At 73.5% G+C, this 21,719-nt stretch carries 20 protein-coding genes; 10 read left to right on the forward strand and 10 right to left on the reverse strand.

The genetic code is table 11. The features are described 5' to 3' along the window. Positions 1-2: 2 nt before the first annotated feature. Entirely contained in the window at positions 3-2,399 is a 2,397-nt protein-coding gene (locus Plo01_RS30285) for a helicase-associated domain-containing protein (RefSeq protein ID WP_203894142.1), read from the reverse strand. Positions 2,400-2,767: 368 nt separating this feature from the next. Then, positions 2,768-3,307, reverse strand: a complete 540-nt coding sequence (locus tag Plo01_RS30290) for an ATP-binding protein (RefSeq protein WP_203894233.1) — start codon at positions 3,305-3,307, stop codon at positions 2,768-2,770. A gap of 187 nt (positions 3,308-3,494) precedes the next feature. On the opposite strand from Plo01_RS30290, the gene Plo01_RS30295 reads away from it, so the two are divergent. The 4 genes from Plo01_RS30295 to Plo01_RS30310 all read left to right on the forward strand — a co-directional run bounded on the left by Plo01_RS30295 (position 3,495) and on the right by Plo01_RS30310 (position 5,856). Continuing rightward, positions 3,495-4,361, forward strand: coding sequence for a Sco1979 family transcriptional regulator (locus tag Plo01_RS30295; RefSeq protein WP_507763412.1), 867 nt, complete (start codon positions 3,495-3,497; stop codon positions 4,359-4,361). Next, positions 4,362-4,598 (forward strand): DUF397 domain-containing protein, encoded by a 237-nt coding sequence (locus tag Plo01_RS30300; RefSeq protein WP_203894143.1) that lies wholly within the window; start codon positions 4,362-4,364, stop codon positions 4,596-4,598. A 114-nt stretch (positions 4,599-4,712) separates the two neighbouring features. Next, positions 4,713-4,976, forward strand: a complete 264-nt coding sequence (locus Plo01_RS30305) for a hypothetical protein (protein ID WP_203894144.1) — start codon at positions 4,713-4,715, stop codon at positions 4,974-4,976. Positions 4,977-5,079: 103 nt separating this feature from the next. Then, complete coding sequence (locus Plo01_RS30310) at positions 5,080-5,856, forward strand: hypothetical protein (protein ID WP_203894145.1); 777 nt, start codon at positions 5,080-5,082, stop codon at positions 5,854-5,856. A 183-nt stretch (positions 5,857-6,039) separates the two neighbouring features. Here the strand turns inward: Plo01_RS30310 and Plo01_RS30315 are convergent, their stop codons facing one another. From Plo01_RS30315 to Plo01_RS30330, 4 genes are all read right to left on the reverse strand, one after another. Continuing rightward, positions 6,040-7,650 (reverse strand): methyl-accepting chemotaxis protein, encoded by a 1,611-nt coding sequence (locus tag Plo01_RS30315; protein ID WP_203894146.1) that lies wholly within the window; start codon positions 7,648-7,650, stop codon positions 6,040-6,042. A 101-nt stretch (positions 7,651-7,751) separates the two neighbouring features. Next, on the reverse strand, positions 7,752-8,333 hold the full coding sequence (locus Plo01_RS30320) for a histidine phosphatase family protein (RefSeq protein WP_203894147.1): 582 nt from the start codon (positions 8,331-8,333) through the stop codon (positions 7,752-7,754). A 67-nt stretch (positions 8,334-8,400) separates the two neighbouring features. Beyond that, positions 8,401-9,315 carry a TIGR03621 family F420-dependent LLM class oxidoreductase gene (locus Plo01_RS30325; protein WP_203894148.1) on the reverse strand — a complete coding sequence of 305 codons (915 nt, stop codon included), beginning with the start codon at positions 9,313-9,315 and terminating at the stop codon, positions 8,401-8,403. Positions 9,316-9,411: 96 nt separating this feature from the next. Continuing rightward, entirely contained in the window at positions 9,412-10,095 is a 684-nt protein-coding gene (locus Plo01_RS30330) for a hypothetical protein (RefSeq protein ID WP_203894149.1), read from the reverse strand. 257 nt (positions 10,096-10,352) lie between these two features. Here Plo01_RS30330 and Plo01_RS30335 point away from each other — a divergent pair, with 257 nt between their 5' ends. From Plo01_RS30335 to Plo01_RS30355, 5 genes are read left to right on the forward strand one after another with little or no spacing between them, the layout of a single operon-like run. Next, the gene (locus Plo01_RS30335) at positions 10,353-11,129 is read left to right on the forward strand and encodes a phytanoyl-CoA dioxygenase family protein (RefSeq protein WP_203894150.1); all 777 of its coding nucleotides are present in this window, start codon (positions 10,353-10,355) and stop codon (positions 11,127-11,129) included. Further along, positions 11,122-12,129 (forward strand): phosphotriesterase family protein, encoded by a 1,008-nt coding sequence (locus tag Plo01_RS30340; protein WP_203894151.1) that lies wholly within the window; start codon positions 11,122-11,124, stop codon positions 12,127-12,129. The genes Plo01_RS30335 and Plo01_RS30340 overlap by 8 nt, the downstream gene beginning before the upstream one ends. Before the next feature lie 28 nt (positions 12,130-12,157). Further along, a complete protein-coding gene (locus tag Plo01_RS30345; RefSeq protein WP_203894152.1) occupies positions 12,158-13,357 on the forward strand; it encodes a cytochrome P450 in 1,200 nt (399 codons plus the stop codon). Then, positions 13,357-14,163, forward strand: a complete 807-nt coding sequence (locus Plo01_RS30350; RefSeq protein ID WP_203894153.1) for an SDR family NAD(P)-dependent oxidoreductase — start codon at positions 13,357-13,359, stop codon at positions 14,161-14,163. Before Plo01_RS30345 ends, Plo01_RS30350 begins: the two co-directional genes overlap by 1 nt. Beyond that, positions 14,160-15,014, forward strand: coding sequence for a Gfo/Idh/MocA family protein (locus Plo01_RS30355; protein WP_203894154.1), 855 nt, complete (start codon positions 14,160-14,162; stop codon positions 15,012-15,014). Before Plo01_RS30350 ends, Plo01_RS30355 begins: the two co-directional genes overlap by 4 nt. Before the next feature lie 71 nt (positions 15,015-15,085). On the opposite strand, the gene Plo01_RS30360 is transcribed toward Plo01_RS30355, so the two are convergent. Next, the gene (locus Plo01_RS30360; protein ID WP_203894155.1) at positions 15,086-16,336 is read right to left on the reverse strand and encodes a sensor histidine kinase; all 1,251 of its coding nucleotides are present in this window, start codon (positions 16,334-16,336) and stop codon (positions 15,086-15,088) included. 217 nt (positions 16,337-16,553) lie between these two features. After that, positions 16,554-16,904, reverse strand: coding sequence for a DoxX family protein (locus Plo01_RS30365; protein ID WP_203894156.1), 351 nt, complete (start codon positions 16,902-16,904; stop codon positions 16,554-16,556). 107 nt (positions 16,905-17,011) lie between these two features. Between Plo01_RS30365 and Plo01_RS30370 the strand changes: the two genes are divergently transcribed. After that, complete coding sequence (locus Plo01_RS30370) at positions 17,012-17,920, forward strand: LysR family transcriptional regulator (protein WP_203894157.1); 909 nt, start codon at positions 17,012-17,014, stop codon at positions 17,918-17,920. A 51-nt stretch (positions 17,921-17,971) separates the two neighbouring features. On the opposite strand, the gene Plo01_RS30375 is transcribed toward Plo01_RS30370, so the two are convergent. Together Plo01_RS30375 and Plo01_RS30380 are read right to left on the reverse strand one after the other, a co-directional pair. Then, positions 17,972-19,027 carry a LacI family DNA-binding transcriptional regulator gene (locus tag Plo01_RS30375; RefSeq protein ID WP_203894158.1) on the reverse strand — a complete coding sequence of 352 codons (1,056 nt, stop codon included), beginning with the start codon at positions 19,025-19,027 and terminating at the stop codon, positions 17,972-17,974. A 43-nt stretch (positions 19,028-19,070) separates the two neighbouring features. After that, positions 19,071-21,689, reverse strand: coding sequence for a glycoside hydrolase family 3 C-terminal domain-containing protein (locus Plo01_RS30380; protein WP_203894159.1), 2,619 nt, complete (start codon positions 21,687-21,689; stop codon positions 19,071-19,073). Positions 21,690-21,719: the final 30 nt, after the last annotated feature.

The following is a 21,719-nucleotide window of genomic DNA, read 5'->3' on the forward strand; positions in this document are numbered from 1 at the left end:
GGTCAGGCGAAGGCGCCGCGGACCTCGACGATGTCGGCCAGCGGGAACTCCAGATAGTCGCCCGCCTCCTCGCACCACGCGTCGAGCACGCCGCTGCGCAGCTCGCCGTGGCTGACGGTGGCGGTCACGCCGTCGGCCAGCGTGATCGCCGCCCGGACGCCGCGGTCGACCACGAAGCCGAGCAGGGACTGCTGGGCGGTGGGCAGGCGGGAGGCCATCCGGCCGATGACCGCCCAGGTGCGCGCGACGGGCTGGGCGGTCCCGCCCTCGGCGACGAGCAGCCGCCGGGCGTGCTCGTGCGGGTCCGGCGGGGGTTCCACCAGCACGTGCGCCGGCGGGTCCAGTTCGGCCACCTGGCCGCCGGGCAGCAGGATCAGCCGTCCGCCCTGCGGCTCCTCGATGCGGGTGCGGCGGACGGTGATCTCCCCGGTGTCCTCTATCGGGACCGGGGCGTAGCCGCTCTCCCGCAGCGCGGCGAGGGTCTTGTCCGCGGGCATCGCGCTGGCCAGCACGGTCGGCGCGAGCAGCCGCAGGCCCAGCCGGCCCAGCCTGCGATGGCCGGCGATCTCGGCCAGCAGCACCGGGTCGGAGGCCTGCACGATGCAGGCGACTGTGGTCACCGTGACCTCGCCGTGCCGCCTGGCCACGTCGCGCACGAGGTATTCCAGGGGCTGGGGGACCGTGCCCACCTCGGCGAGGTCGGCGAGCAGGCCGTCGGCGGTATAGCCGGAGTCCAGGGCGGCGCGCACGCTGGCCGGGCCGAAGCGCCACACCGAGGCCGCGCCGCGCGACTCCCGTTCGGCGGCGCGGTCCAGCAGTTCGGCGAGCTCCGCCGAGGGCGGTCCGGTCACCACGGCGGTCAGGTCGGCGCCGAACAGGGCGCTGCGCCGCACGCTGGCCATGGCCCGGGTCGAGCACTCCACCAGGGCGGGGTCGTGCTCCACGACCGGCGAGGAGTCGTCGCTCTCCTCCCCGGCGTCGGCGTGCAGGGCGGCCAGCGTGCGGCCCAGATCGGTGATCGCGTCATGGGCGACCAGACCGAGCAGGCGGGCCTCCTCCAGGACCGCCGGGACGCACTCGGCCAGCAGCGCCCGGTCCAGGAGCGGGGCGTGCCAGTGGGTGAGGCGGACCAGCCCGGCCCGGTCGGCGCAGGCCGTGCTGGCCGGGAGCCGGGCCAGCACGCCGAGCACCGCCCGGCGGGCCTGGGCCACCGAGGCCCCGGCGGGGTCGTCGCCGAGCACCGTGCCGTACTTCCCGCCGGTACGGCGCAGCGACGAGCGCTCCATCCGCCACCACGCCGCCAGCAGCACCCGGAGCCTGGCCGGCGCGTCGTCCAGCCGCCAGCGGTCGAACCGGTCGGTGGGCACCAGCCCGCCGGCGGACTCGTCCCAGGCCAGCAGCCGGGCCACCGCGCAGACCTCCAGCAGCAGCCGGGTCTCGTCCTCGTCGCAGCCGGTCTCCTTGGCCACCCGCCGGACCTCGCGGACCCCGATCCCGCCCGCCTTGAGCAGGGGCAGGGGGGTCTTGGCCGTGTTCTCCAGCATCGCGGCGCAGCGCTCGACCACGTGCGGGGCGGCCAGGGTCATCAGGTGGTCCACGCCCTCGGGGTCCACCGGGAGCGTCGCGAGGTCGGGGGCGACGGGGGTGAACGGGGGGTGGTAGCCGGGACCGCGGAGCGCGAGCGTCACCTCCCGCGGCATCTCGCCCACGTTCCAGCTGGGCCGGAAGATCAGCCCGTGGTCGGCGGCCCACTTCTCCGGCGTGCCCGGGACGACGAAACGGCCGCCGTCCACGTCGCGGACGGGGCCGTCCCAGGCGAAGTCCTCCAGCAGCCGCTCGGCGCCGGCCGGAGCCCGTTCGGCCAGCGCCGCCACCCGGGCCGGGTCGGCCAGGACCTCCGAGATCGCATTGATCATGCGCCGTTTGTGCCCCTGCGGCAGGCCGAGCGACCTCGCCAGGGCGCGCAGGGAGTCGACGCTGGTCGTCCAGGAGTTCAGGTAGTGGGTGAGCGGCTCGCCGAGCCCGCAGGGGGCCGTCCACCAGCGGCCGAGCGCGCCGGTGAAGCGGATCCGCCCATCGCCGTCCGGCCAGGCCAGGGCGTGCTCGGACAGCAGGTCGAGCCAGGGCGTCACCTCGTCCTCGGACACGTCGAGAAAGCCGGCCAGGTCCTCCACGCCGACGCGGTCGCCCAGGGCCAGCGCGGCCTCGGCGACCTCCAGGGCGGGCAGCGGCAGGGCGCGCAGCACCTCCAGCACGGCGAAGCCGCTCCCCAGCCGCTGCGCCAGCGTGTCGAGGCGGCGCGGCCACGGCGGGGTGATGGCGTCCAACCGGTTGGCCAGGACGCGGGCGAGCCGTTCCTCGTCGAGGGTTTTCAACCAGCCGAGCAGGTGATCGTCCATCTCGCAGCTCTCTTAGGAATCTCGCGCGGGGGACTTTCCGTGAGCCATGGACCTCAACGGTAATGCAGAGGGGATGCCCCAGGGCATGCACCGCGCGGAATGCAACGTGTTCCATGGGGGGCTGTGGCAGGGTTCGTCGGTTTTGGTGCGGTCCCGGGGCCGGGCCGGGGGGGCGGCGCGGCCCCGGGACCGGCCGGCGCCAGAAGAGGGGAAGAGGCGGCGCCTTCTCGGGGAGGGCTCGGGTTCTCGGGCGGGGAAGGGCCCGGGCCCGCGGGGGTGCGGCGCCGGGGCTCCGGTGTGACGGGGATGTCGGCGGGGGGGTGAGGGGGTGTCCGGCCGGTGTGCCGGCCGGGCGTTCGGAGAGCGGTTCAGGGCCGCAGGACGGCCCAGACGATTTTGCCGTACGGGGCGAGCGGTGCCCAGCCCCAGCGGACGCTGAGCGACTCGACGATGTGCAGTCCCAGGCCGCCGACGTCCAGGGGGGAGGGGTCGCGGAGCGCGGGTGACCCGGCGCCCGGGTCGTTGAGCGCGCACACGACCATGTCGCCCCTGCGGATCAGCGAGAGCCGGACCGGCTCCCTGCTGTGCGTCGCGGCCAGCCGGAGGCCGTGCCTGATCGCGTTGGTGGCCAGCTCCGAGACGACCAGCTCCATGTTCTCGCGCAGGTCGTCGAGCTTCCAGCCGGTGAGGGTCCCCAGGGTGAAGCTGCGCGCCGAGTGGACGGACTCGGTGCTCGGCGGCAGGACGAAGGTGGCGCTGGCGGCCGCGCATCCGGGAGGGGGGCTCGCGGGCGACCCGGAAAGGAGATCACGGGCCGGGTCGGGCCACCAGCCGACGGGTGGCCACCAGTCGAGCGCCGTCCAGGCGGGGCGGGGCGGCGCGGTTCGGGTGGACTGCACGCAGATCATCATGAGGCATACTCATGTGCAGGTGCAAGAGCAACTGCAAGAGCGGATGCACGTGCAGACGGCTTGTGCAGGCGCTACGGTACCCCTGGTTCGGTAAAGCCGACGGAAAGGGGATCTTGTTCGTAGCCGGGAAATTCCCGGTTCCGAGATGACACACTGTGATCAGGAAGCGAGCAAGGAGAACCACGTGTCCATCGACCCTCCGGGTACCGGTTCCACTGTCCGGCGGATCATGCTCGGCGCGAGTCTGCGCCGCCTGCGTGAAGACAAGGGGCTCACCCGCGAGGCGGCCGGATTCCACATCCGCGCCTCCGAGTCCAAAATCAGCCGGATGGAACTGGGCCGGGTCGGGTTCAAGACACGGGACGTGGAAGACCTGCTCACCTTGTACGGCGTGCTCGACGACGCGGAACGGCGCGGCCTGCTGGAGATGGTCCGCGAGGCGAACACCCCCGGATGGTGGCACAAGTACGGCGACCTCCTGCCGTCCTGGTTCACCACCTACGTGGGGCTGGAGGAGGCGGCGAACGTGATCCGCACCTATGAGGTGCAGTTCGTTCCCGGCCTGCTGCAGACGGCCTCCTATGCGCGGACTGTGATCCGGTTGGGCTACCCGGACGTGCCCGAGGCGGAGATCGAGCGCCGGGTGCATATGCGCATGCAGCGGCAGGAACGTCTGGCCAAGCCCGACGGTCCCCGCCTGTGGGCCGTCATCGACGAGGCGGCCCTGAAACGTCCGATCGGGGGCGGGGAGATCATGCGTGAGCAGCTCCAGCACCTGCTGGAGGCGGCGACGCTGCCCAACATCACCCTCCAGGTGATGCCCTTCAAGTTCGGCATGCATGCGGCCGAGGGTGGTGCGTTCAGCATCCTCAGATTTCCCGAGTCCGATCTGTCGGACGTCGTTTACGTCGAGCAGCTCTGGGGGGCCCTCTACCTGGACAAGCGTGAGGAAGTCGATCCTTACCTCACGGCCATGGAGCAGCTGTGCGTGGAGAGCACGACGCCCGGGGGCACCACCGAGATTCTCGGCGCCCTTCTCAGAGAGATGTAAATGGAGCAGACCTATAACGGCATGCCCGCCACGGAGCTGGCCGGGGCCGAGTGGCGCAAGAGCCGCTACAGCAACTCGCAGGGCAATTGCGTCGAACTCGCCGAGCTGCCGGACGGCAGCGTGGCGGTCCGCAACTCCCGCTTCCCGGAGGGGCCGGCCCTCATCTACACCCGAGACGAGATCCGCGCGCTGGTGCTCGGAGTGAAGGATGGAGAGTTCGACAGCCTGACGGCGTAACACTGTTTTTACGTCCGGCGCGCGCGGTTAACCCGGGCGCGCCGGAGGCGTAACGGGGCGGGAGCGCCGGCCGGGCAGAGTTCGGAGCCACCGGAGAAAGAGGGGGAACCGAACGTGCAGGACCAGATGACCTTGTATCCCGTGGCCGACGACGTGCTGTTCGCACCGGGCGGCCGCGTCGTGATCCGCACCTACGGCGTCGGCGGGGCGGCGGGGGGCGGCGGGGCGGCGGTCTCCTATCGCACGTGGGTCACGGGGGTGCGCGACCAGCCGCGCTACTGGCGCTGGGGGCACTTCGAGGACGCCCGCCACGGGCACCGCATGGTCATCGAGTGGCTGACCGGCCGCGGCCCGCGGCCCGCCGCGGCGGCCGCCTGACGATCTCCTCCCCGGCGGGGCGCGCCGGCCTCCCGGCCTGTACGGCGGGCGGCTCCTCGGCTAGATTGCCAACCAAGCATCTGCTTGGGACAGGAGGCTCGCCGTGCGGCGTGGGATCTACCTGGTCGAAGAGGTCGACTTCCGGCCGATGAGTTCGCGCAGGCCGCTGGAGTACCTGACCTGGCTCACCCGCTACAAGAAAGAGGACGAGGGACTCGACGCCCCCGAGCTGACGAAGGGGCTGTCGATCCGGTCACGGGAGATCGACCTGGTCGGGGCCTTCTACGCCGTCGGCATCACCGGCCACCCCCAGTTCAGAGCCGTCACCCTCTGGGACTGCCACGGCGGCTGGGACGGCGGCTGGCGGCAGATGATGGACATCTACGACGGCGTCGACGACCGGCTCTTCCTGTCCGACATCGACGACCTGCGCTTCTCCGCCTTCTCGCGCCCGCTCGGCGCGGTGCGGGGCAGCCCCGCGCTGGCCGACATCACCGCCGAGGGCTACGCCGCGCCGTTCTACCTCTACGAGAGCGCCAGGGTCCGTCCCGGGGCGGCCCTGGACTACCTCGACGCCGTCCGGGAGGAGCGGGCGCCCGTCCTCGCCGACCACGGTCACCGGCCGGTCGGCCTGTACGAGGTCCTGTTCTGCGACACCGAGGTGGTCACGATCTGGGGGGTGTCCCTCGACGCGCACCTGGCCACGCAGCGCGCCAGGGACGCGGCCCTCGGGCTGGACGACGAGGCCGAGCCCGACGAGCGGCTGCTGGCCTGGGGCAAGCGCGCCAGGGACTTCCTCGACGGCCCGTGGCGCGAGACCCTTCTCGCGCCCTTCCCCGGCTCCCGCCTCTCCCCGGTCCGGGACCCGTCCCCGGCCTGACGACATCCGCCCCCGGCTCTCCCCGGTCCGGGACCCGTCCCCGGCCTGACGACATCCGCCCCCGGCTCTCCCCGATCCGGGGCCCCGGCTTGACGACATCCGGCGTCCGATGGCCGATGGCCGCGCCCGCCGTGCGGGACGCGGCCATCGGTTCCCGGGATCCCGGCTCTCCCGGTTCCCCGCTCAGACGGTGAACTGGGCGACGACGCCGTTCAGCTCGGTGGCGAGCCGGCCGAGCTCGTCGGCGGTACGGCGGGACTCGGCCGCCCCGGACGTGGTGGTCTGGGAGTCGGCGGCGACCTCGCCGATTCCGGTCGCGATGTCACCCGCGCCGATGGCGGCCTCGGAGATGTTGCGGCTCATCTCCCCGGAGGTGGCGCTCTGCTCCTCGACCGCGGCGGCGATGGTGGTGGAGTGCTCGCTGACGGTCGTGATGACCTCGCTGATGCCGGCGATGGCGGCGATGGCCGCGTCGGTGTCGGCCTGGATGGCCTCCACCCGGCGCGCGATGTCCTCGGTGGCCCGGGCGGTCTCCTGGGCCAGGTCCTTGACCTCGCCGGCGACGACCGCGAAGCCCTTGCCCTGCTCGCCGGCGCGGGCGGCCTCGATGGTGGCGTTGAGCGCCAGCAGGTTGGTCTGCTCGGCGATGCTCGTGATGGTCTTGATGACCGAGCCGATCTCCGCGCTGGAGGCGCCCAGCTTGGCCACGGTCTCACCGGCGCCGCGCACGGCCTCGACGCCGGCGTCGGCCACCCGGGCGGCCTGGCTGACGCTGCTGGAGATCTCCGAGATGGAGGCGCTCATCTCCTCGCTCGCCGCGGCGATCGTCTGCACGTTGGACGAGACCTGCCCGGCGGTGGCGGCGACCTGGCCGGAGCGCGCGGAGGTGCGGGTGGCGGCGGTGTCCATCTGCCCGGAGACGGCGGTCAGTTCGTGGGACGCCTCGGCCAGGGTGGTGCTCTGCCGGCCGATCGCGGAGAAGGAGTCGCGCAGCACCCGCAGGGTCTCGTCCAGGGCGCGGGCCATGTCGCCCAGCTCGTCGCGGCGGGAGGCGTCGACGCGCACGGTCAGGTCCTTGCCGGCGATCTTGCGCAGGACCTGCACGGTCGCGTTCAGCGGCCGGGTGATGGTCCGGGTGACGAGCACGGCCAGGATCGCGGCCAGCAGCAGGCACAGCACGCCGGCGCCGAGCATCACGCGCATGGAGGCGTCGCTGGAGGAACGGGCCTCGGCGGCCGCCGCGGTGAGGTTGGCGACGGCCTCGGCGGCCAGCTCGTCGACGGCGCCGGCCGCCTTGGCGAAGTGCTCCAGCGCCACGCCCGAGACGAGATCGCCCGCCTTCTCGACCTGGGCGGGGCCGCCGTCGCGATAGGCCGCGATGATCTCCTCGTCGACGCGCATGAACGCCTCGAACTCCTCCTCGGCCGTCCGCAGGTCCTCCCGCTGCGAGGAGGTCAGCTCCATGCCCTCCAGATTCTTCAGGTCCTCCCGGAAGGCCGCGGTGGAGGCCAGGAAGTTCTTGCGCTGGCCCACGTTGTCGTCGGTGGCGCCCGGCACGCCGCGCTCGGCGTCGAAGGCGTAGCCGGTCTGCCAGCCGTTGAAGTCCGCGGTGCGGAACTTGGCGGTCAGCGCCGCGCCGCGCACCGCGGCGTCGGCGTCGACCTCCGCGACCGCGTCGCGCGCCGAGGAGATGCCCGCCACGCCCACGCCGACCGCCCCGCACAGCAGGACGCCCACCACGGCGAACGCGCCGCCCAGGCGCACGCCGACCTTCAGATCGCTCATCTTCTTCATGTCCGGTCAGGCTCTCTCTCGGATTCCGCCGCGGGGCCGTCCCGCATCGCCGACCGACCTATCGACAGGGCCGGACCCGAGCTGAGGACCTGGGCCCGAGGTCAGACCGGGACGTTCCAGGAGAGGATGACCGGCTCGCCGTGCTCGAAGCCGAGACGGGAGTAGGTGCCGGTGTTCAGCCGGTAGAAACGGCCGGCCTCGGGCTCCTGGCCGAGCCAGCGGGCCGCCAGGACCCGCAGGAAGTGACCGTGGGCGACCAGGGCGACGTCGCCCGCGGCGGCCCTGGCCCGGTCGAGGACCCGGTCGGCGCGGGCCCCGACCTGCGCGGCGCTCTCCCCGGGGTGCTCGGCGTCGCCCGGGATCACCCCGTCGCGCCACAGGTACCAGCCGGCGCGGGTCTCGCGGATCGTCGCGGTGGTGATCCCCTCGTAGCCGCCGTAGTCCCACTCCCACATGTCCGGATCGGTCGTGCGGCCGTCCAGCCCGGCGAGCTCGGCCGTCCTGCGGGCCCGCAGCGCGGGGCTGACCAGGACGAGGTCGAAGGCCCTGTCCTTGACGAGCGGGGCGAGCGCCCGCGCCTCGTCCTCGCCCTTGGCGGTGAGGGGCAGATCGGTGCGCCCCGTGTGCCGCCTGTCCCGGCTCCACTCGGTCTCGCCGTGCCGCAGCAGAATCATCTCGTTCATAGTGACCCCATCATGCCGGTACGGCCCCCGCCGCCCCGGCGCTGCCCCCTGGGCGCCCCGCCGGGGATCAGCGCCCCGCGAGCTCCTCCACGACCGGGATGAAGGCGTCGAGGTCCCGCTCGTGGTGGAGCACGAAGTACGACAGGTCGTGGGTGTCGCGCCAGTGCCGGAGCTTGTCCGCCACGTCCCGGCGGGTGCCGAGCAGGACCTGGGGGGTCTCGTCCTGCCGGGAGGAGTCTGCGGCGCTCCACGCCTCGCCCCGTCTGCGGACGCCGAGCTGCTGGACGCTGGTGCCGAGCTCGATCGCGCCGTAGCGGTCCGCCGCGGCCCGCCGTACCAGATCGATCTTGGCGAGGAACGCGGGCAGGCCGCCGTCGGCCCCGTCGGGGCCGGTGCCGTCCGCCCTGACCCGCATGCCGAGATTGATCACGTCGGCCTCGCGGGCGGCGAGCCGGAGCACGCGCGGCCCGCCCCCGCCGAGCAGCAGCCGGGGGTGGGGGCGCTGGACCGGCTTGGGCTGCTGATCCAGCCCGTCGATCCGGTAGTGCTCGCCGTGGAAGGTGAACGGGCCCTCGCCCCAGAGCCCCTTCAGGACGGCGATCGCCTCGGCGAGCCGGTCCACCCGGGTCCCCGGAGGGTCGAGAGCCAGGCCCGCCGATGCGTAGTCGGCCGCCATCCAGCCGGTGCCCAGGCCGAGCTCCAGGCGGCCCGCCGAGAGCAGGTCGACGGTGGCCGCCTCCTTGGCGAGCACGGCCGGGTGCCGGAAGTCGTTGGCGAACACCAGGGTGCCGACCTTCAGCCGGCTGGTCGCGCAGGCCGCCGCGGTCATCGCCGCGACCGGCGCGAAGCGGGGGCCCACCAGGTGGTCGGGGACGAGCAGCACGTCGAACCCGGAGTCCTCCAGGCGGCGGGCCTTGTCCGCCCACTCTCCGGCGGAGGCGGCCTCCCTGACCACGGCGGCGAACCTGAACGGCCGGTCCATCCCGTCCTCCCGACCACGTTGCCAATCAAGCGCTTGGTAAGCATAGACGGGATGACCCCGGCCGCCCAGGGGGCCGCCGCTCCGCGCGGGCCGCGCTCACGGAGCGGGCGCCGTCACGGCCGAGGGCGCGGGCCGGCGGAGCAGGGAGAGGGCGACGCCGCCCATGCCCGCGGTCAGGATCAGCCACGGCACCGCCACGACGACGTTGCCCATGCCGGCGAGCCAGGGGATCGGCAGGAGGATCGGGGCGGCGATCAGCGCTGCCGCGGCCCAGGTCGCGGCCGACCTGCCGAGCAGGGCGGCCACTCCGAGGAGCAGGAGGCCGAGCAGGCCGAGGAAGAAGGCGGAGCCGAGGAGGGCGATGGGCAGGTCGTTGACGTAGGCGTCCATCAGCCTCGTGGTGACGGCGGTGTCGAGGCCGGCCCTGTTCGCGGCATAGAGGACGTCGTCGGAGTTGCCGCCGAAGGGGACCGCCAGGATGAAGGCGAGGATCATGCCCGCCAGCCCGAGTGTCGGGCGGCCCCGGCGGGCGACCTTGCTCACCGCGAAGAGCCCGGGGAGGAACAGGGCGGCGCTGAGGACGGCCAGCCAGGAGAACAGGGCGTAGCCGCCGATGTTCTCGGTGAAGTCCCGGACGTAGGCCTCGCCCTCGGCGGTGGCGTCGAAGGGGCTCAGCAGGATGGAGACGGTGACCAGCAGCGGCGCGAGGAACGCCGATGCGACCATGGCGTGGCGGGCGAAGGCGTCGGCGCCCGACCCGGGGGTGTCGAGGTTCGTCATGGCGTCAGGGTGCGCCGCGCCGGATCGGCCGGGCAACGGGGCTTTCCCTAGGAAGGGCGGGGGGTTTCCCCGGGGTCCGGAGCGCCTCTCCCCGGGGCGCGGCGCAGCCCTCCCAGGGCGCGGCGGAACCCCCGCTGGGCCGTGACGGGACCCGCTCTCCGGGGCGCGGCGGAACCCCCGCAGGGTGCGGCCGGTTCCCCGGGAAGACTTATACCAAGCGCTTGCTTTACGGGTGTGCGCGGTCCGACACTGAGCCCATGGCTGACGACACCCCCGTCCGCGACGTGACCGACGACGAGGTCGCCTTCTTCCGGGACAACGGCTGGGTACGGCTGCCGCGCCTGGTCGACTCCGGCCACGTGACCGTGCTCCGGGACCGCGCGCTGGACTATCTCGCCGCGCGCCCCCGCACCGTCACCTCCCAGGTGGACCAGGCGTTCGGGCAGTCCAGGGACATCGCCGAGACCGACGGGCGCTTCCGGGACCTGGCCCTGGCCCCTCCGCTCGGCCGGGCGGCCGTCCGGCTGCTGCACGGGGTCGCCGGGGTGCGGGTGCAGGTGACGAACCTGCTGATCAAGGAACCGGGCGGGCACGGGGCCACCGAGTTCCACCAGGACTTCCCGTGGATGCCCATGGACCGCTCGGCGATGCTCACACTCTGGCTCGCCCTGGTGGACGTGCCCGCGGACATGGGCTCCCTGCGGTTCTACACCGGCTCTCACCGGCACGGCGTGCTCGGCCGCTCCTTCGCCCGCGACGGCGACGACCAGCTCAGCCAGCATCCCTGGCTCAAGGAGCTGGAGCTGTCCCCGCCGCTGGACCTGGCCGCCGGGGACGCGACCGTGCACCACGCGCTCACCGTGCACGGCGCCCCCGCCAACCACCGCGACACCCCCCGCGTGTCGTTCACCGTCACCTACTTCGACGCCGACGCCCTCTACACCGGCACGCCGTACCGGCAGACCGACGACCTTGGCCTGACCGTCAACCGGCCGTTCGGGCACCCGAAGTTCCCGGTCGTCCCCCATGCCTGAGCGCGCCGCGGGCACCGGGAGCACCGGGAGCGTCGAGACCGTCGCGGGACCCGTGCGGGACCCGGGCGCGACGCTCATGCACGAGCACATCTTCGGGCTCAGCCCGGAGATCCTGTGGAACTGGCCGGACATCCCCGAGGGCTGGGACCTCGAACTGCGGGCTCGCGAGGCCGCCGACAAGCTGACCGAGCTGAAGGGCCACGGGATCGACACCATCGTGGACCTGACCGTCATCGGGCTCGGCCGCTACGTGCCCGCGGTGCAGCGGGTCGCCGAGCTGACCGAGGTCAACATCGTCGTCGCGACCGGGATCTACACCTACGACGCGCTCCCGCCCTACTTCGGCAACCGCGGCCCCGGCTCGCTGTTCGGCGGCCCCGACCGGCTGGCCGAGTTCTTCGTCCGGGACATCGCCGAGGGCATCGGCGACACCGGGGTGAAGGCGGGGATCCTCAAATGCGCCTCCGACCACCTGGGCATGACCGCCGGCTGCGAACGGGTCTTCCGCGCCGCCGCCCAGGCGCACCGGGCCACCGGCGTCCCGATCACGACCCACTCCCACAGCGCCTCGCGCGGCGGCCTGGAACAGCAGAAGCTGCTGGCCTCCGAGGGGGTGGACCTGAGCCGGGTGGTGATCGGCCACGCCGGCGACTCCACCGACCTGACCTACCTGGAAGAACTGATCGCGAACGGCTCCTATCTCGGCATGGACCGCTTCGGCATCAACACGATCAGCCCCTTCGAGGACCGGGTGGCGACGGTGGCGGCCCTGTGCGAGCGGGGCCACGCCGGGCGGATGGTCCTGTCCCACGACTCCTACTGCTTCAACGACCGCTTCGACCACGAGGTGGTACGGCGCCGCCACCCCGACTACCACCTGCTGCACATCTCCCGGGACGTGCTCCCCGAGCTGCGCAGGAGGGGCGTGACCGAGGAGCAGATCCACCGGATGCTCGTCGCCAACCCCCGCGACATCCTCACGCGGCGCGAGCCGTACTGAAGCCGTACCGAGCCCGAGAGGTCCATCCATGATCGACGCCGATGACTTCGACGTCAGCGCGGCCTGGCACGTCGCCGCGCCGTACGACTTCCTGCGCCGGCTCCGACACGAGCGGCCGGTCTTCCGCAGCGAGCACCTGGGCGCCCACGTCCTGACCCGGTACGCCGACGTGCGCGCCGCCTACGGCGACCCGAAGCGCTTCTCCTCGGCGGGGTCGCTGACGATCTCCCGGAGCCTGTCCGAGGAGACCCGCCTCAAGCTGGGCGAGCACGGCTCGTTCCTGTCGAGCTTCGTGGCCAACGTGGACCCGCCGGTGCACACCCGGCTGCGCCGCTCGGTCTCGCGGGCCTTCACCCCGCGCGCGGTCGCGGCGATGGAGCAGCGGTTCCGGGAGCTGAACGAGGACCTGCTCGACCGGGTGGCCCCGCGCGGCGGGGCGGACTTCGTCACCGAGATCGCACACGAGCCCTCGGCCAAGCTCACCGCCCGCTTCATCGGGGTTCCCGAGGAGGACGAGGAGTTCGTCAAGGAGCACGTGAAGGGCTGGTTCCAGCTGTTCCTGTCGCCGCAGCCGCCCGACCGGCAGCTCGCGCTGGCCGAGAGCTTCCTGGCCTACCTCGACTACGTCGACAGGCTCGTCGCCGCCCGCGCCCGCGACCCCCGCGACGACTTCACCTCGCTGATGACCTCCCTGATCGGCACGGAGCTCTCGCACCGCGAGGTCGTCGAGCTGATCTCCACGATCCTGCTCGGCGGCAACGACACCGTGCCCAACCAGCTCGGCAACAGCGTGCTGCGGCTGCTGCGCGAGGGCGCCTGGCCGGTGCCGCCGGAGCTGACCCGCAACGCGGTCGAGGAGTGCATGCGCATCGACGGCGCCAGCCTCGGCTCCTTCCGCTACGCCACCGCCGACATCGGGCTGCACGGGACGACGATCCCGGCCGGCGCCCTCTGCCTGCTGTCCACCGACTCCGCGGCCCACGACGAGACCGTCTTCGACGACCCCGAACGCTTCCGGATCGACCGCCCCAACGCCGACGCCCACATGACCCTCGGCTACGGCATCCACTTCTGCGTGGGCGCGGCGCTGGGCCGCCTCCAGCTCCGCACCGCCCTCGACGTCCTGGGCGAGCGCCTGCCCGGGCTGCGCCTGGTCTCCGGCGCGCCCGTCTCCTACCGCACCTCGATCGTCGGCCGCGGCCTGACCGCCCTGCCCGTGGAGTGGTGATGCGCTTCGACGGCAAGGTCGCGCTCGTCACCGGCGGGGGCTCGGGGATCGGCGCGGCCACCGCGCACCGGCTGGCCGCCGAGGGCGCCCGCGTCGGGGTCGCCGACCTGCGGGTCGCGGGCGCGAGGTCGGTCGCCTCGGCGATCAGATCCGCGGGCGGTACGGCGACCGCGCTCCACTGCGACGTGTCCGAGGAGGAGGCGGTGGCGGCGGCCGTCACCGAGCTGACGGCCTCCTTCGGGCGGCTGGACGTGCTGCACTCCAACGCCGCCTGCCTGGACCGCGAGGTCTACGGCAGGGACCAGGACCTGCTCGACATGGACGTGGAGGTCTGGGACCGGACGATGGCGGTCAACCTGCGCGGCGCGATGCTCACGGTCAAGCACGCGGTCCCGGCGATGGCCGACGGCGGCGCGATCGTGCTGACCTCCTCGGTCTCGGCCCTGGTCGGGGACAGCGACCACGCGGCCTACGGGGCCTCCAAGGCGGCGCTGGTGGGATTCGTCCGGTACGTGGCGACGATGTACGGCTCCCGCGGCGTCCGGTGCAACGCGGTGGCCCCCGGCCTGGTCCTGACCGACCTGGCCCGGGCCGTGATGACGCCGGAGCGGCTCGCCGAGAAGGCGGCCGAGCGCGTCCTTCCGTGGGCGGCCGAGCCGGGCGACGTGGCCGCCCTCGTCGCCTTCCTCGCCTCCGACGAGGCGCGCTGCGTCACCGGGCAGACGATCGTCGTCGACGGCGGCACCACCGCGCACCGCCCCGAACACGCGATCAGGGCGTGGTCCCGTGAGAAGCTGGACATGTGACGATATCTGTTGGCCTGGTGGGCGCCGGGCCCTGGGCGGAGAAGGTGCACGCGCCGGCGCTGACCGCCGGGCCCCACACGCGGCTGGCCGGAGTGTGGGCTCGCAGACCCGAGGCGGCGGCCCGGCTGGGCGCCCCGGTCTTCGAACGGATAGAGCAGCTCTTCGACGCCTGCGAGGCGGTGGTCTTCTCGGTGCCGCCCGCGGTCCAGGCGGAGCTGGGGGTCATGGCGGCCAAGGCGGGCAAGGCGCTGCTGCTGGAGAAGCCGCTCGCGGCCGACCTGGACGGCGCCCGGCGGCTCGCCGACGCGGCGGGGGAGGCCGGGGTGGTCTCGCAGATGTGCCTGACCTGGCGCTACTCGGCGGCCGTCCGGGCGTTCCTGGCGCGGGTCTCGGCCATCGAGCCGTTCGGCGGGCACGCCTCCAGCATCTCCGGCGCCATGCTCGGCGGTGACTTCGCCAGCCCGTGGCGGCTGGAGCGCGGCGCGATCCTCGACGTCGGCCCGCACATGATCGACATGCTGGACGCCGCGCTCGGCGCGGTCGTCGGGGTGCGCGCCCACGGCAACCCGACGGGCTGGGTCGGCCTCCTGCTGGAGCACGAGACCGGCGCGGTCAGCGAGGCCTCGCTGTGCCTGAGCGCGCCGGGGCGGACGCCTCCGTCCCGGGTGGACGTCTACGGCAGGCTCGGCGGAGAGTCCGTCGACAGGGACTCCCTGGGCCCCGACGTCTTCGCCACGATGCTCGCCGAGTTCGCCGAGGCCGTCCGCACCGGCGGCGGCCACCCCCTGGACGCCGCCCACGGCCTGCGCCTGCAGGGCATCATCGCCGCCGCCGAGGACCAGCTCGGTTAGTTCCTCCGGCTCCTCCGGCCTGTCGCGGGCTCCCCGCGCCAGCCTCTCGCGGGCTCCCCACGCTAGCCTCGCTAGCTTCTCGCGGGGCTCCCCGCGGGCTCGGCACGCCTGTCACGAGGCGATGACGCGTCCGGCGGCGCCGGGTCGGCGGCGGGCAGCAGGACCGTGAAGCGGGCACCGGGATCGGCGGGGGCGTAGGTGACGTCGCCGCCGTGGGCGCGGGCCAGCTCCCGGGTGATCCACAGCCCCAGACCGACCGACTGGGGGGCGGGGTCGGCGCTGCCGAACCGGGAGAACAGGATCCCGCGTCTGTCCTCGGGCACGCCGTGGCCGTGGTCGCGCACGTGGACGGCGACCATGCCGCCGGGGACGGCGGCGGTGCTGACGACGATCGGCGGCTCACCGTGCCGGACGGCGTTGGTGACCAGGTTGATCAGGATCTGCTGCAGCCGCGCGGGGTCGGCCCGCACCTTCACGTCGGTGTCCATCTCGACGGACACCGGGTCGTTCAGGTAGGTCAGGGCCTCGTCGATCGCGCCGCGCAGGGGGACGCGCCGGACGTCCAGGCGCAGCCGGCCCTCGGTGTCGATGCGCTCGGTGTCCAGCAGGTCCGCCGCCAGGTGCCGGATCCGCCCGGTCTGGCGCAGTGCCGCCTCGATGATGCCCCGCCGTTGCGCCGGGGGCAGGTCCTCGATGTCGTCGTGCAGGGTCTCCAGGGCGAACTGCACCGCGGTCAGCGGGGAGCGCACGTCGTGGGCCAGGGTCGAGGTCAGCGCCGCCCGCCACCGCTCCGTGCGGGAGATCTCGTCGCGGGCGCGCCGCAGGCTGGTCAGGGCGCGGCGGTGGTGTCCGAGCTGACGGGCGATCATGGTGGACACGCCGACCAGCATGGGGATGAACAGGACCGCGCCGATGAGCACGGCGGGGCCGCGCCCGGCGGCGATCAGCGGGATCACGTAGGCCAGCGCCGCCGCGGGGGCGACCGCCAGCGCGGCCGCGACGGAGAAGTGGATGCCGAGCCAGACGAACACCGGCACGAAGAACGGCGCGGCGCCCGCGGCGATCCCGCCGGCGGCCCAGATGAAGGCGGACAGGACCGCCAGGACGGGCAGGCACAGCGCCAACGGCGCCCAGAGGTGCAACCGCTGCCAGCCCGGCCACCAGCCCGCCACCGCCGCGACCAGCGCGAGCGTGAGGAGGCCGGCGAACAGAGGCCGCTGACCGGGCGGGACCGACAGCAGCTTCACCGCGGTCAGCGCCGTGCACAGGATCAGCAGCAGGGCCATCTGCCGCGCGGCGCAGCCGGGGCCCTCCCCGAACACGGACCGAGCCGGCCCTGGCCGTTTATCGCCATATATCGCCATAAACCACCCATACCACTATTTATTTGGATGAAACAGGCAAGGTGATGCGGTGGCGGCGCCGCCCGACGCCCCCGAGACCGGGGGCGATCAGGCGCTCCCCCTGTGCGGCCGAGGCGTCCGGCCGGAGAGCGGCGCTCCGCGGGCGCCGCGCCGCAGGGTCCGGATGTGACCCATTTCATAGCGTGGTGATCTGCAGGGCCAGCGAGCCGGCGGCCAGCAGGAGGAACAGGGCCGGGTAGGGCAGATGGGAGTACCAGTGGGCGCGCGCGACGGTGAAGACGGCGCCGGCGAAGTACAGGAGGAGGCCGGCCGCGGCCGCGATCCCGATCGCCGGGACGGCGAGGCCCGCCAGGAGACCGAGGGCGCCCGCCGCCTTCGCCGCACCCAGGGGGTAGATCCACGAGTGCGGTACCCCGTACTTGGACATGTTCCCGAGAACCCACCCGGCGCGGGCGAAGTCGACGATGGCCGCTGCGACATTGCCCGCGGCGGTCGTGACCGTCACTACGACGTAGGCGGTGAACACCGGACACCCTCCTTTCGGTTGAGGGATCAGCTGCCGGAACGATCCGTGACTCGAATCTGGCCGCCTGGCGGGCCGACGTCCAATACATGCGTCTATAACCTGATGGAATGGATGTGGACACACGGCTGGTGCGCTCCTTCCTCGCGGTCGCGGACGAGGGCAGTCTCACCCGGGCCGCCCAGCGCCTCTTCGTGTCCCAGCCGGCGCTGACCAAGCAGATCAAACGGCTTGAGGACCAACTCGGGATGCGCCTGTTCACGCGATCACGCGCGGGGATGTCGCTCACCGAAGCGGGGCGGACCCTGGCGGAACAGGCGCCCGCGCTGCTGGACGTCTGCGACCGGGTGCTGCGGGAGACGAAGAGCACGGCGAGCCGGGCGGCGCGGGTGCTGCGGATCGGGTTCCTCGCCAGCGCCGCCAACGAGGCGACCCAGGACATCATCGCCAGGTTCGGCCGCGTCCACCCGGGGTGGCGGGTGAACATGCGGCAGGCGACATGGTCGGAACCGTCCGCCGGACTGGCCGACGGGAAGGTCGACGCCGCGCTGCTGCGGTTGCCGTTCCCCGGTCAGGAGACCTTCCGGGTGGAGGTCCTGATCACTGAGCCCCGTTGGGTGGCGCTGCCCGCCGCCCACCCCCTCGCGGCGCGTGACCGCATCCCCTTCCGGGATCTGTGGGACGAGCCGTTCGTCGCCGCCCCGTCCGAGACGGGCTGGTGGCGTGACTACTGGCTGGCCCGCGATGAGCGCGACGGCCGTCCTCCGCGCGTCGGCGTGACCGTGGAACATCCCGACGACTGGCTCCAGGCCATCGCCAACGGCTACGGCGTCGCCCTCGCCCCCGAGTCCGCGGCGCGGTTCTATTCGCGTCCCGGTATCACCTACCGGCCGGTCGTCGGCGTCAGTCCCAGCCGGGTCGGTATCGCCTGGCCCCCGGCGGCCGACGCCGACCCGATCGTGCAGGACTTCGTCCGCTGCTGCCTGGAGGCGACGAGGACGACCGCCCCCGAACGCTGAGACTGGCGTCTCCGGGGCGGAGCAGTCGTCACGGTCCGGGCCGGCGCGCCCTCAGGCGGATTCGCGGACGACGAGGGAGGGTTCGAAGATGACGGAGGTCGGCTGGCGGTCCGGCTCTTCGATGTGGGCCAGCAGGAGGCGGGCCATCTCGGCGGCCATGTCCTCCACGGGGTGGCGGATGGTGGTGAGCGGCGGACGGCAGGCGAGGGCGGCGCTGCTGTCGTCGAAGCCGACCACGGCGATGTCCTCGGGCACCCGGCGGTCGTGGTGCCGCAGGACCATGAGGGCGGCCTGGGCCATCACGTCGTTGGCGACGAAGACGCCGTCGAGGTCGGGCTGTTCGGCCAGGAGGCGCTCCATGGCCGCCTCGCCGCTGGGATAGGTGAACCGTCCCTCGACGCACGGGATGTAGGGGTGGCCGTGCACCGCCATCGCGTCCCGGAAGCCGGCCAGGCGGTCCTGGCTGGCGGGGACGGCGAGGGGGCCGGAGATGGTGGCGATCCGCCTGCAGCCCCGGGCGACGAGGTGGTCGGCGGCGAGCTTGGCGCCGGCCCGGTGCTGGACGTCGACGTAGCTGATCGGGAGCGGCTCGGGGGGCCTGGCGAAGAGCACGGCCGGCAGCCCCGCGTCGACGAGCATGCGGGGGAGCGGGTCGTCGGCGTTGGTGGAGACGAGCACGGCCCCGTCGGCGTTGCCCTGCCGCAGGTAGGTGAGCACCTGGGCGCGGGTCTCGTCGGTCTCGGCGAACATCAGGATCGGGTGCACGCCGCGGGGGCGGAGGAAGCCGACGATGCCGCCCGCCACCCGGCCGAAGAACGGGTCGGCGAAGACCTGACCGGGGAAGGGGTCCTCCCCGGTCTCGCCGCCCGCACCGGAGACGACCAGGGCGATCGAGCCGGTGCGGCGGGTGACGAGGGATCGGGCCGCCTGGTTGGGGACGTAGCCGGTGGCCGCGATGGCCTGCCGGACCGCCTCCTGGATGGCGGGGTCGACGTTGCGGATGCCGTTGATCACACGGGAGACGGTGGCGCGGGAGACGCCCGCCGCCCGGGCCACGTCCTCCAGGGTGGGGGATGATCCCGATGACGGCGGGAGACCTTCGCTCATGGGGTTCTTTATAGCATAGTGGGAGAGCGCTCTCCAAGGAAGCTCACGGCTCGACCAGCACGTCCGCGCCGACGTCCGCGCCGGCGAAGACCGTGGCGCTCAGCGGCAGGTCGACGGAGGAACGGCCGGCCAGGAGCGTGAAGGCGCCCTCCTCGGTGCACCAGGCGTGCCGCTCGGCGGACCAGTGCTGGAAGGCGCGCGCCGGGACGCCGACCTCGACCTCCACGGTCCCGCCCGGCTCCGCGACGGCCGGGGCGAAGCCGGCCAGCCACCGGACGGGCCTGGTCACCTCCGTCTCCGGACGGGACAGGTAGACCTGGACGACCTCGCGCCCGGCGCGCCGGCCGGTGTTGCGCAGCCGTACCCGGACCGTGAGCGGGGCGCCGGGCGCGACCCGCCGCGGCACGGAGAGGCCCTCATAGGACCAGGAGGCGTATCCGAGCCCGTGCCCGAACCAGTACGCAGGCGCGGCCGGTTCCCGAAGCCAGGCGCGGTAGCCGATGTCCAGGCCCTCCCCGTAGGTGAGGACCCCGTCCTCGGGGACGGTGGAGAAGAGCGCGCTCTCGCTCCAGGTGGTGGGCAGCCGGCCGCCGGGCTCGGCGGCGCCGAGCAGGACGTCGGCCAGGCCGTGCCCCGCCTCCTGCCCGGGGAACCAGCTCAGCAGCACGGCCGGCACCTCCTCGTGCCACGGCATGACGACCGGGCCGCCGGAGTTGACGACCACGACCGTGTCCGGGCAGGCGGCGGCCACCGCGCGGACGAGCTCGTTCTGGCGGCCCGGCAGGTCGAGGTGCTCGCGGTCGAAGCCCTCGCTCTCGATCTCCTCGGTGGTGCCGACCACGACGACGGCCAGGTCGCAGGTGCGCGCGAGCTCGACCGCGGCGGCGAGCGCGTCCGGCCCGTCCTGCCGGACCGGGTCCGCGGCCAGGATCGAGGCGACCCCGGTTCCGGGGGCGAAGTGCCGCCGGGCGACGAGCTCGACCTCCCGGCCCGCGGTCAGCGAGAGCCGGACCCGCCGGCAGGGAGGGGTCAGGTGCACGGTGGCGGGGTCGTCGGTGTCGAGCAGGACCTTCTCGTCGATGCGGAGCAGGCCGTTCACCTCCAGCTGGACACGACCCCATCCGGCGAAGGAGATGTCCCAGGGGCCGTCGGCGCCGGGGCGCAGCAGGGCGCGGATCTCGACGGCGACGGCGGAGGCGGCCCGCCCGGGTTCCGGCAGGCGGCCGGTGAGCCGGTGCTCGGCGTGGACCTCCGCGCCGGAGGCGTCCAGCAGGCGGACCAGCAGGCCGGGCTCGCCGGTCCGCGGGTTGCGGGCGTTGCCGGTGTCCAGCGGGGTGGGCCGGCTGTCGAGGTGGACGCCGGGGGAGTAGATCACCTCCGCCGCGCCGGCCAGGGCCTCGCGGAGGCCGTCGAGCGGGGACACGGTGGAGACGGGGTAGACGCCGGCGCTGCCGCCGCCCTGGATCCGGGCGGCGGCGGCGTTCGGGCCGATCACGGCGATCCGGCGCAGCCGGGCGGGGTCCATCGGGAGCAGGCCGCCCTCGTTGCGCAGGAGCACGGTGCCGGCGGCGACGGACCTGCGCAGCAGCGCGCGGGCGGCGTCGAGCTCCTCCGGGGCGAGGGGCGCGGAGGACGAGGAGGCGGACGAGCCGGGGGAGGAGGCAGCGGAGGACGAAGAGGCGGACGTGCCGGGGGAGGGGGCAGCGGAGGACGAGGAGGCGGACGTGCCGGGGGAGGGGGCGGCGGTCACCGCTTCAGCGGAGGACCCGCCGGAGAGCGGGGCGGCGGGCCCGTCCGGGGAGCCGGGATCCAGCGCGCCGACCCGGTCGGCCAGCCGGAGCAGGCGCCGTACCTTGTCGTCGATCGCGGCCTCGGGCACCTCGCCCGCGCGCACCGCCGCGACCAGGTTCTCCTCCCACAGGGGGTTCGGCCCCGGCATCGCCAGGTCCTGGGCGGCGCGGGCCGACGGGACGGTGGAGCGCACGCCTCCCCAGTCCGACACGACCACCCCGTCGAAACCCCATTCGCCCTTGAGCGGCTCGGCGAGCAGCGGGCTCTCCGACATCGTGGCGCCGTTCACCCCGTTGTAGGCCGACATGACGGCCCAGACGCCCGCCTCCACCGCCGCCTCGAACGGCGCCATGTACAGCTCGCGGAGGGTCTGCTCGTCGACCCGGGCGTCGAGGGTGAGCCGCTCGGTCTCGGAGTCGTTGGCGACGTAGTGCTTGGCGGTGGCGGCCACCCCGCCCGCCTGGACGCCGCGGATGTAGGCCGCGCCGACCCTGCCGGTCAGCAGCGGGTCCTCGGAGTAGCACTCGAAATGCCGCCCGCCGAGCGGGGAGCGGTGCAGGTTGAGCGTCGGGGCGAGCACGAGGTGGACGCCCTTGCGCCGCGCCTCGGCGGCGATCAGCCCGCCCAGCAGCTCGACGAGGTCCTCGTCCCAGGTCGCCGCCATCGCGGTCGCGGAGGGCAGGGTCAGGGAGGTGTTCCGCTCGTCCCAGCCCTCCCCGCGCACGCCGACCGGGCCGTCGGAGGCGACCATGGCGCGCAGCCCGATGGCCGGCTCGTCCCGGAGCCGCCACACGGTCGCCCCGGTGAGCAGGCGGACCTTCTGCTCCAGACTGAGCTCGTCCACCAGACGGTCGAACTTGTCGGCGCTCACACTCTTCCCCTTCGGTCGTGGAGGTTGATA

It is taken from the genome of Planobispora longispora (assembly GCF_016863135.1).
Lineage (GTDB): Bacteria > Actinomycetota > Actinomycetes > Streptosporangiales > Streptosporangiaceae > Planobispora > Planobispora longispora.

Excerpts from the sequence above, each read along its gene's own strand:
- Plo01_RS30285 (WP_203894142.1), bottom strand. The coding sequence starts at position 2,399 with ATGGACGATCACCTGCTCGGCTGGTTGAAAACCCTCGACGAGGAACGG.
- Plo01_RS30290 (WP_203894233.1), bottom strand. The coding sequence starts at position 3,307 with ATGATCTGCGTGCAGTCCACCCGAACCGCGCCGCCCCGCCCCGCCTGG.
- Plo01_RS30300 (WP_203894143.1), top strand. The coding sequence starts at position 4,362 with ATGGAGCAGACCTATAACGGCATGCCCGCCACGGAGCTGGCCGGGGCC.
- Plo01_RS30315 (WP_203894146.1), bottom strand. The coding sequence starts at position 7,650 with ATGAAGAAGATGAGCGATCTGAAGGTCGGCGTGCGCCTGGGCGGCGCG.
- Plo01_RS30320 (WP_203894147.1), bottom strand. The coding sequence starts at position 8,333 with ATGAACGAGATGATTCTGCTGCGGCACGGCGAGACCGAGTGGAGCCGG.
- Plo01_RS30325 (WP_203894148.1), bottom strand. The coding sequence starts at position 9,315 with ATGGACCGGCCGTTCAGGTTCGCCGCCGTGGTCAGGGAGGCCGCCTCC.
- Plo01_RS30330 (WP_203894149.1), bottom strand. The coding sequence starts at position 10,095 with ATGACGAACCTCGACACCCCCGGGTCGGGCGCCGACGCCTTCGCCCGC.
- Plo01_RS30335 (WP_203894150.1), top strand. The coding sequence starts at position 10,353 with ATGGCTGACGACACCCCCGTCCGCGACGTGACCGACGACGAGGTCGCC.
- Plo01_RS30340 (WP_203894151.1), top strand. The coding sequence starts at position 11,122 with ATGCCTGAGCGCGCCGCGGGCACCGGGAGCACCGGGAGCGTCGAGACC.
- Plo01_RS30345 (WP_203894152.1), top strand. The coding sequence starts at position 12,158 with ATGATCGACGCCGATGACTTCGACGTCAGCGCGGCCTGGCACGTCGCC.
- Plo01_RS30350 (WP_203894153.1), top strand. The coding sequence starts at position 13,357 with ATGCGCTTCGACGGCAAGGTCGCGCTCGTCACCGGCGGGGGCTCGGGG.
- Plo01_RS30370 (WP_203894157.1), top strand. The coding sequence starts at position 17,012 with ATGGATGTGGACACACGGCTGGTGCGCTCCTTCCTCGCGGTCGCGGAC.
- Plo01_RS30375 (WP_203894158.1), bottom strand. The coding sequence starts at position 19,027 with ATGAGCGAAGGTCTCCCGCCGTCATCGGGATCATCCCCCACCCTGGAG.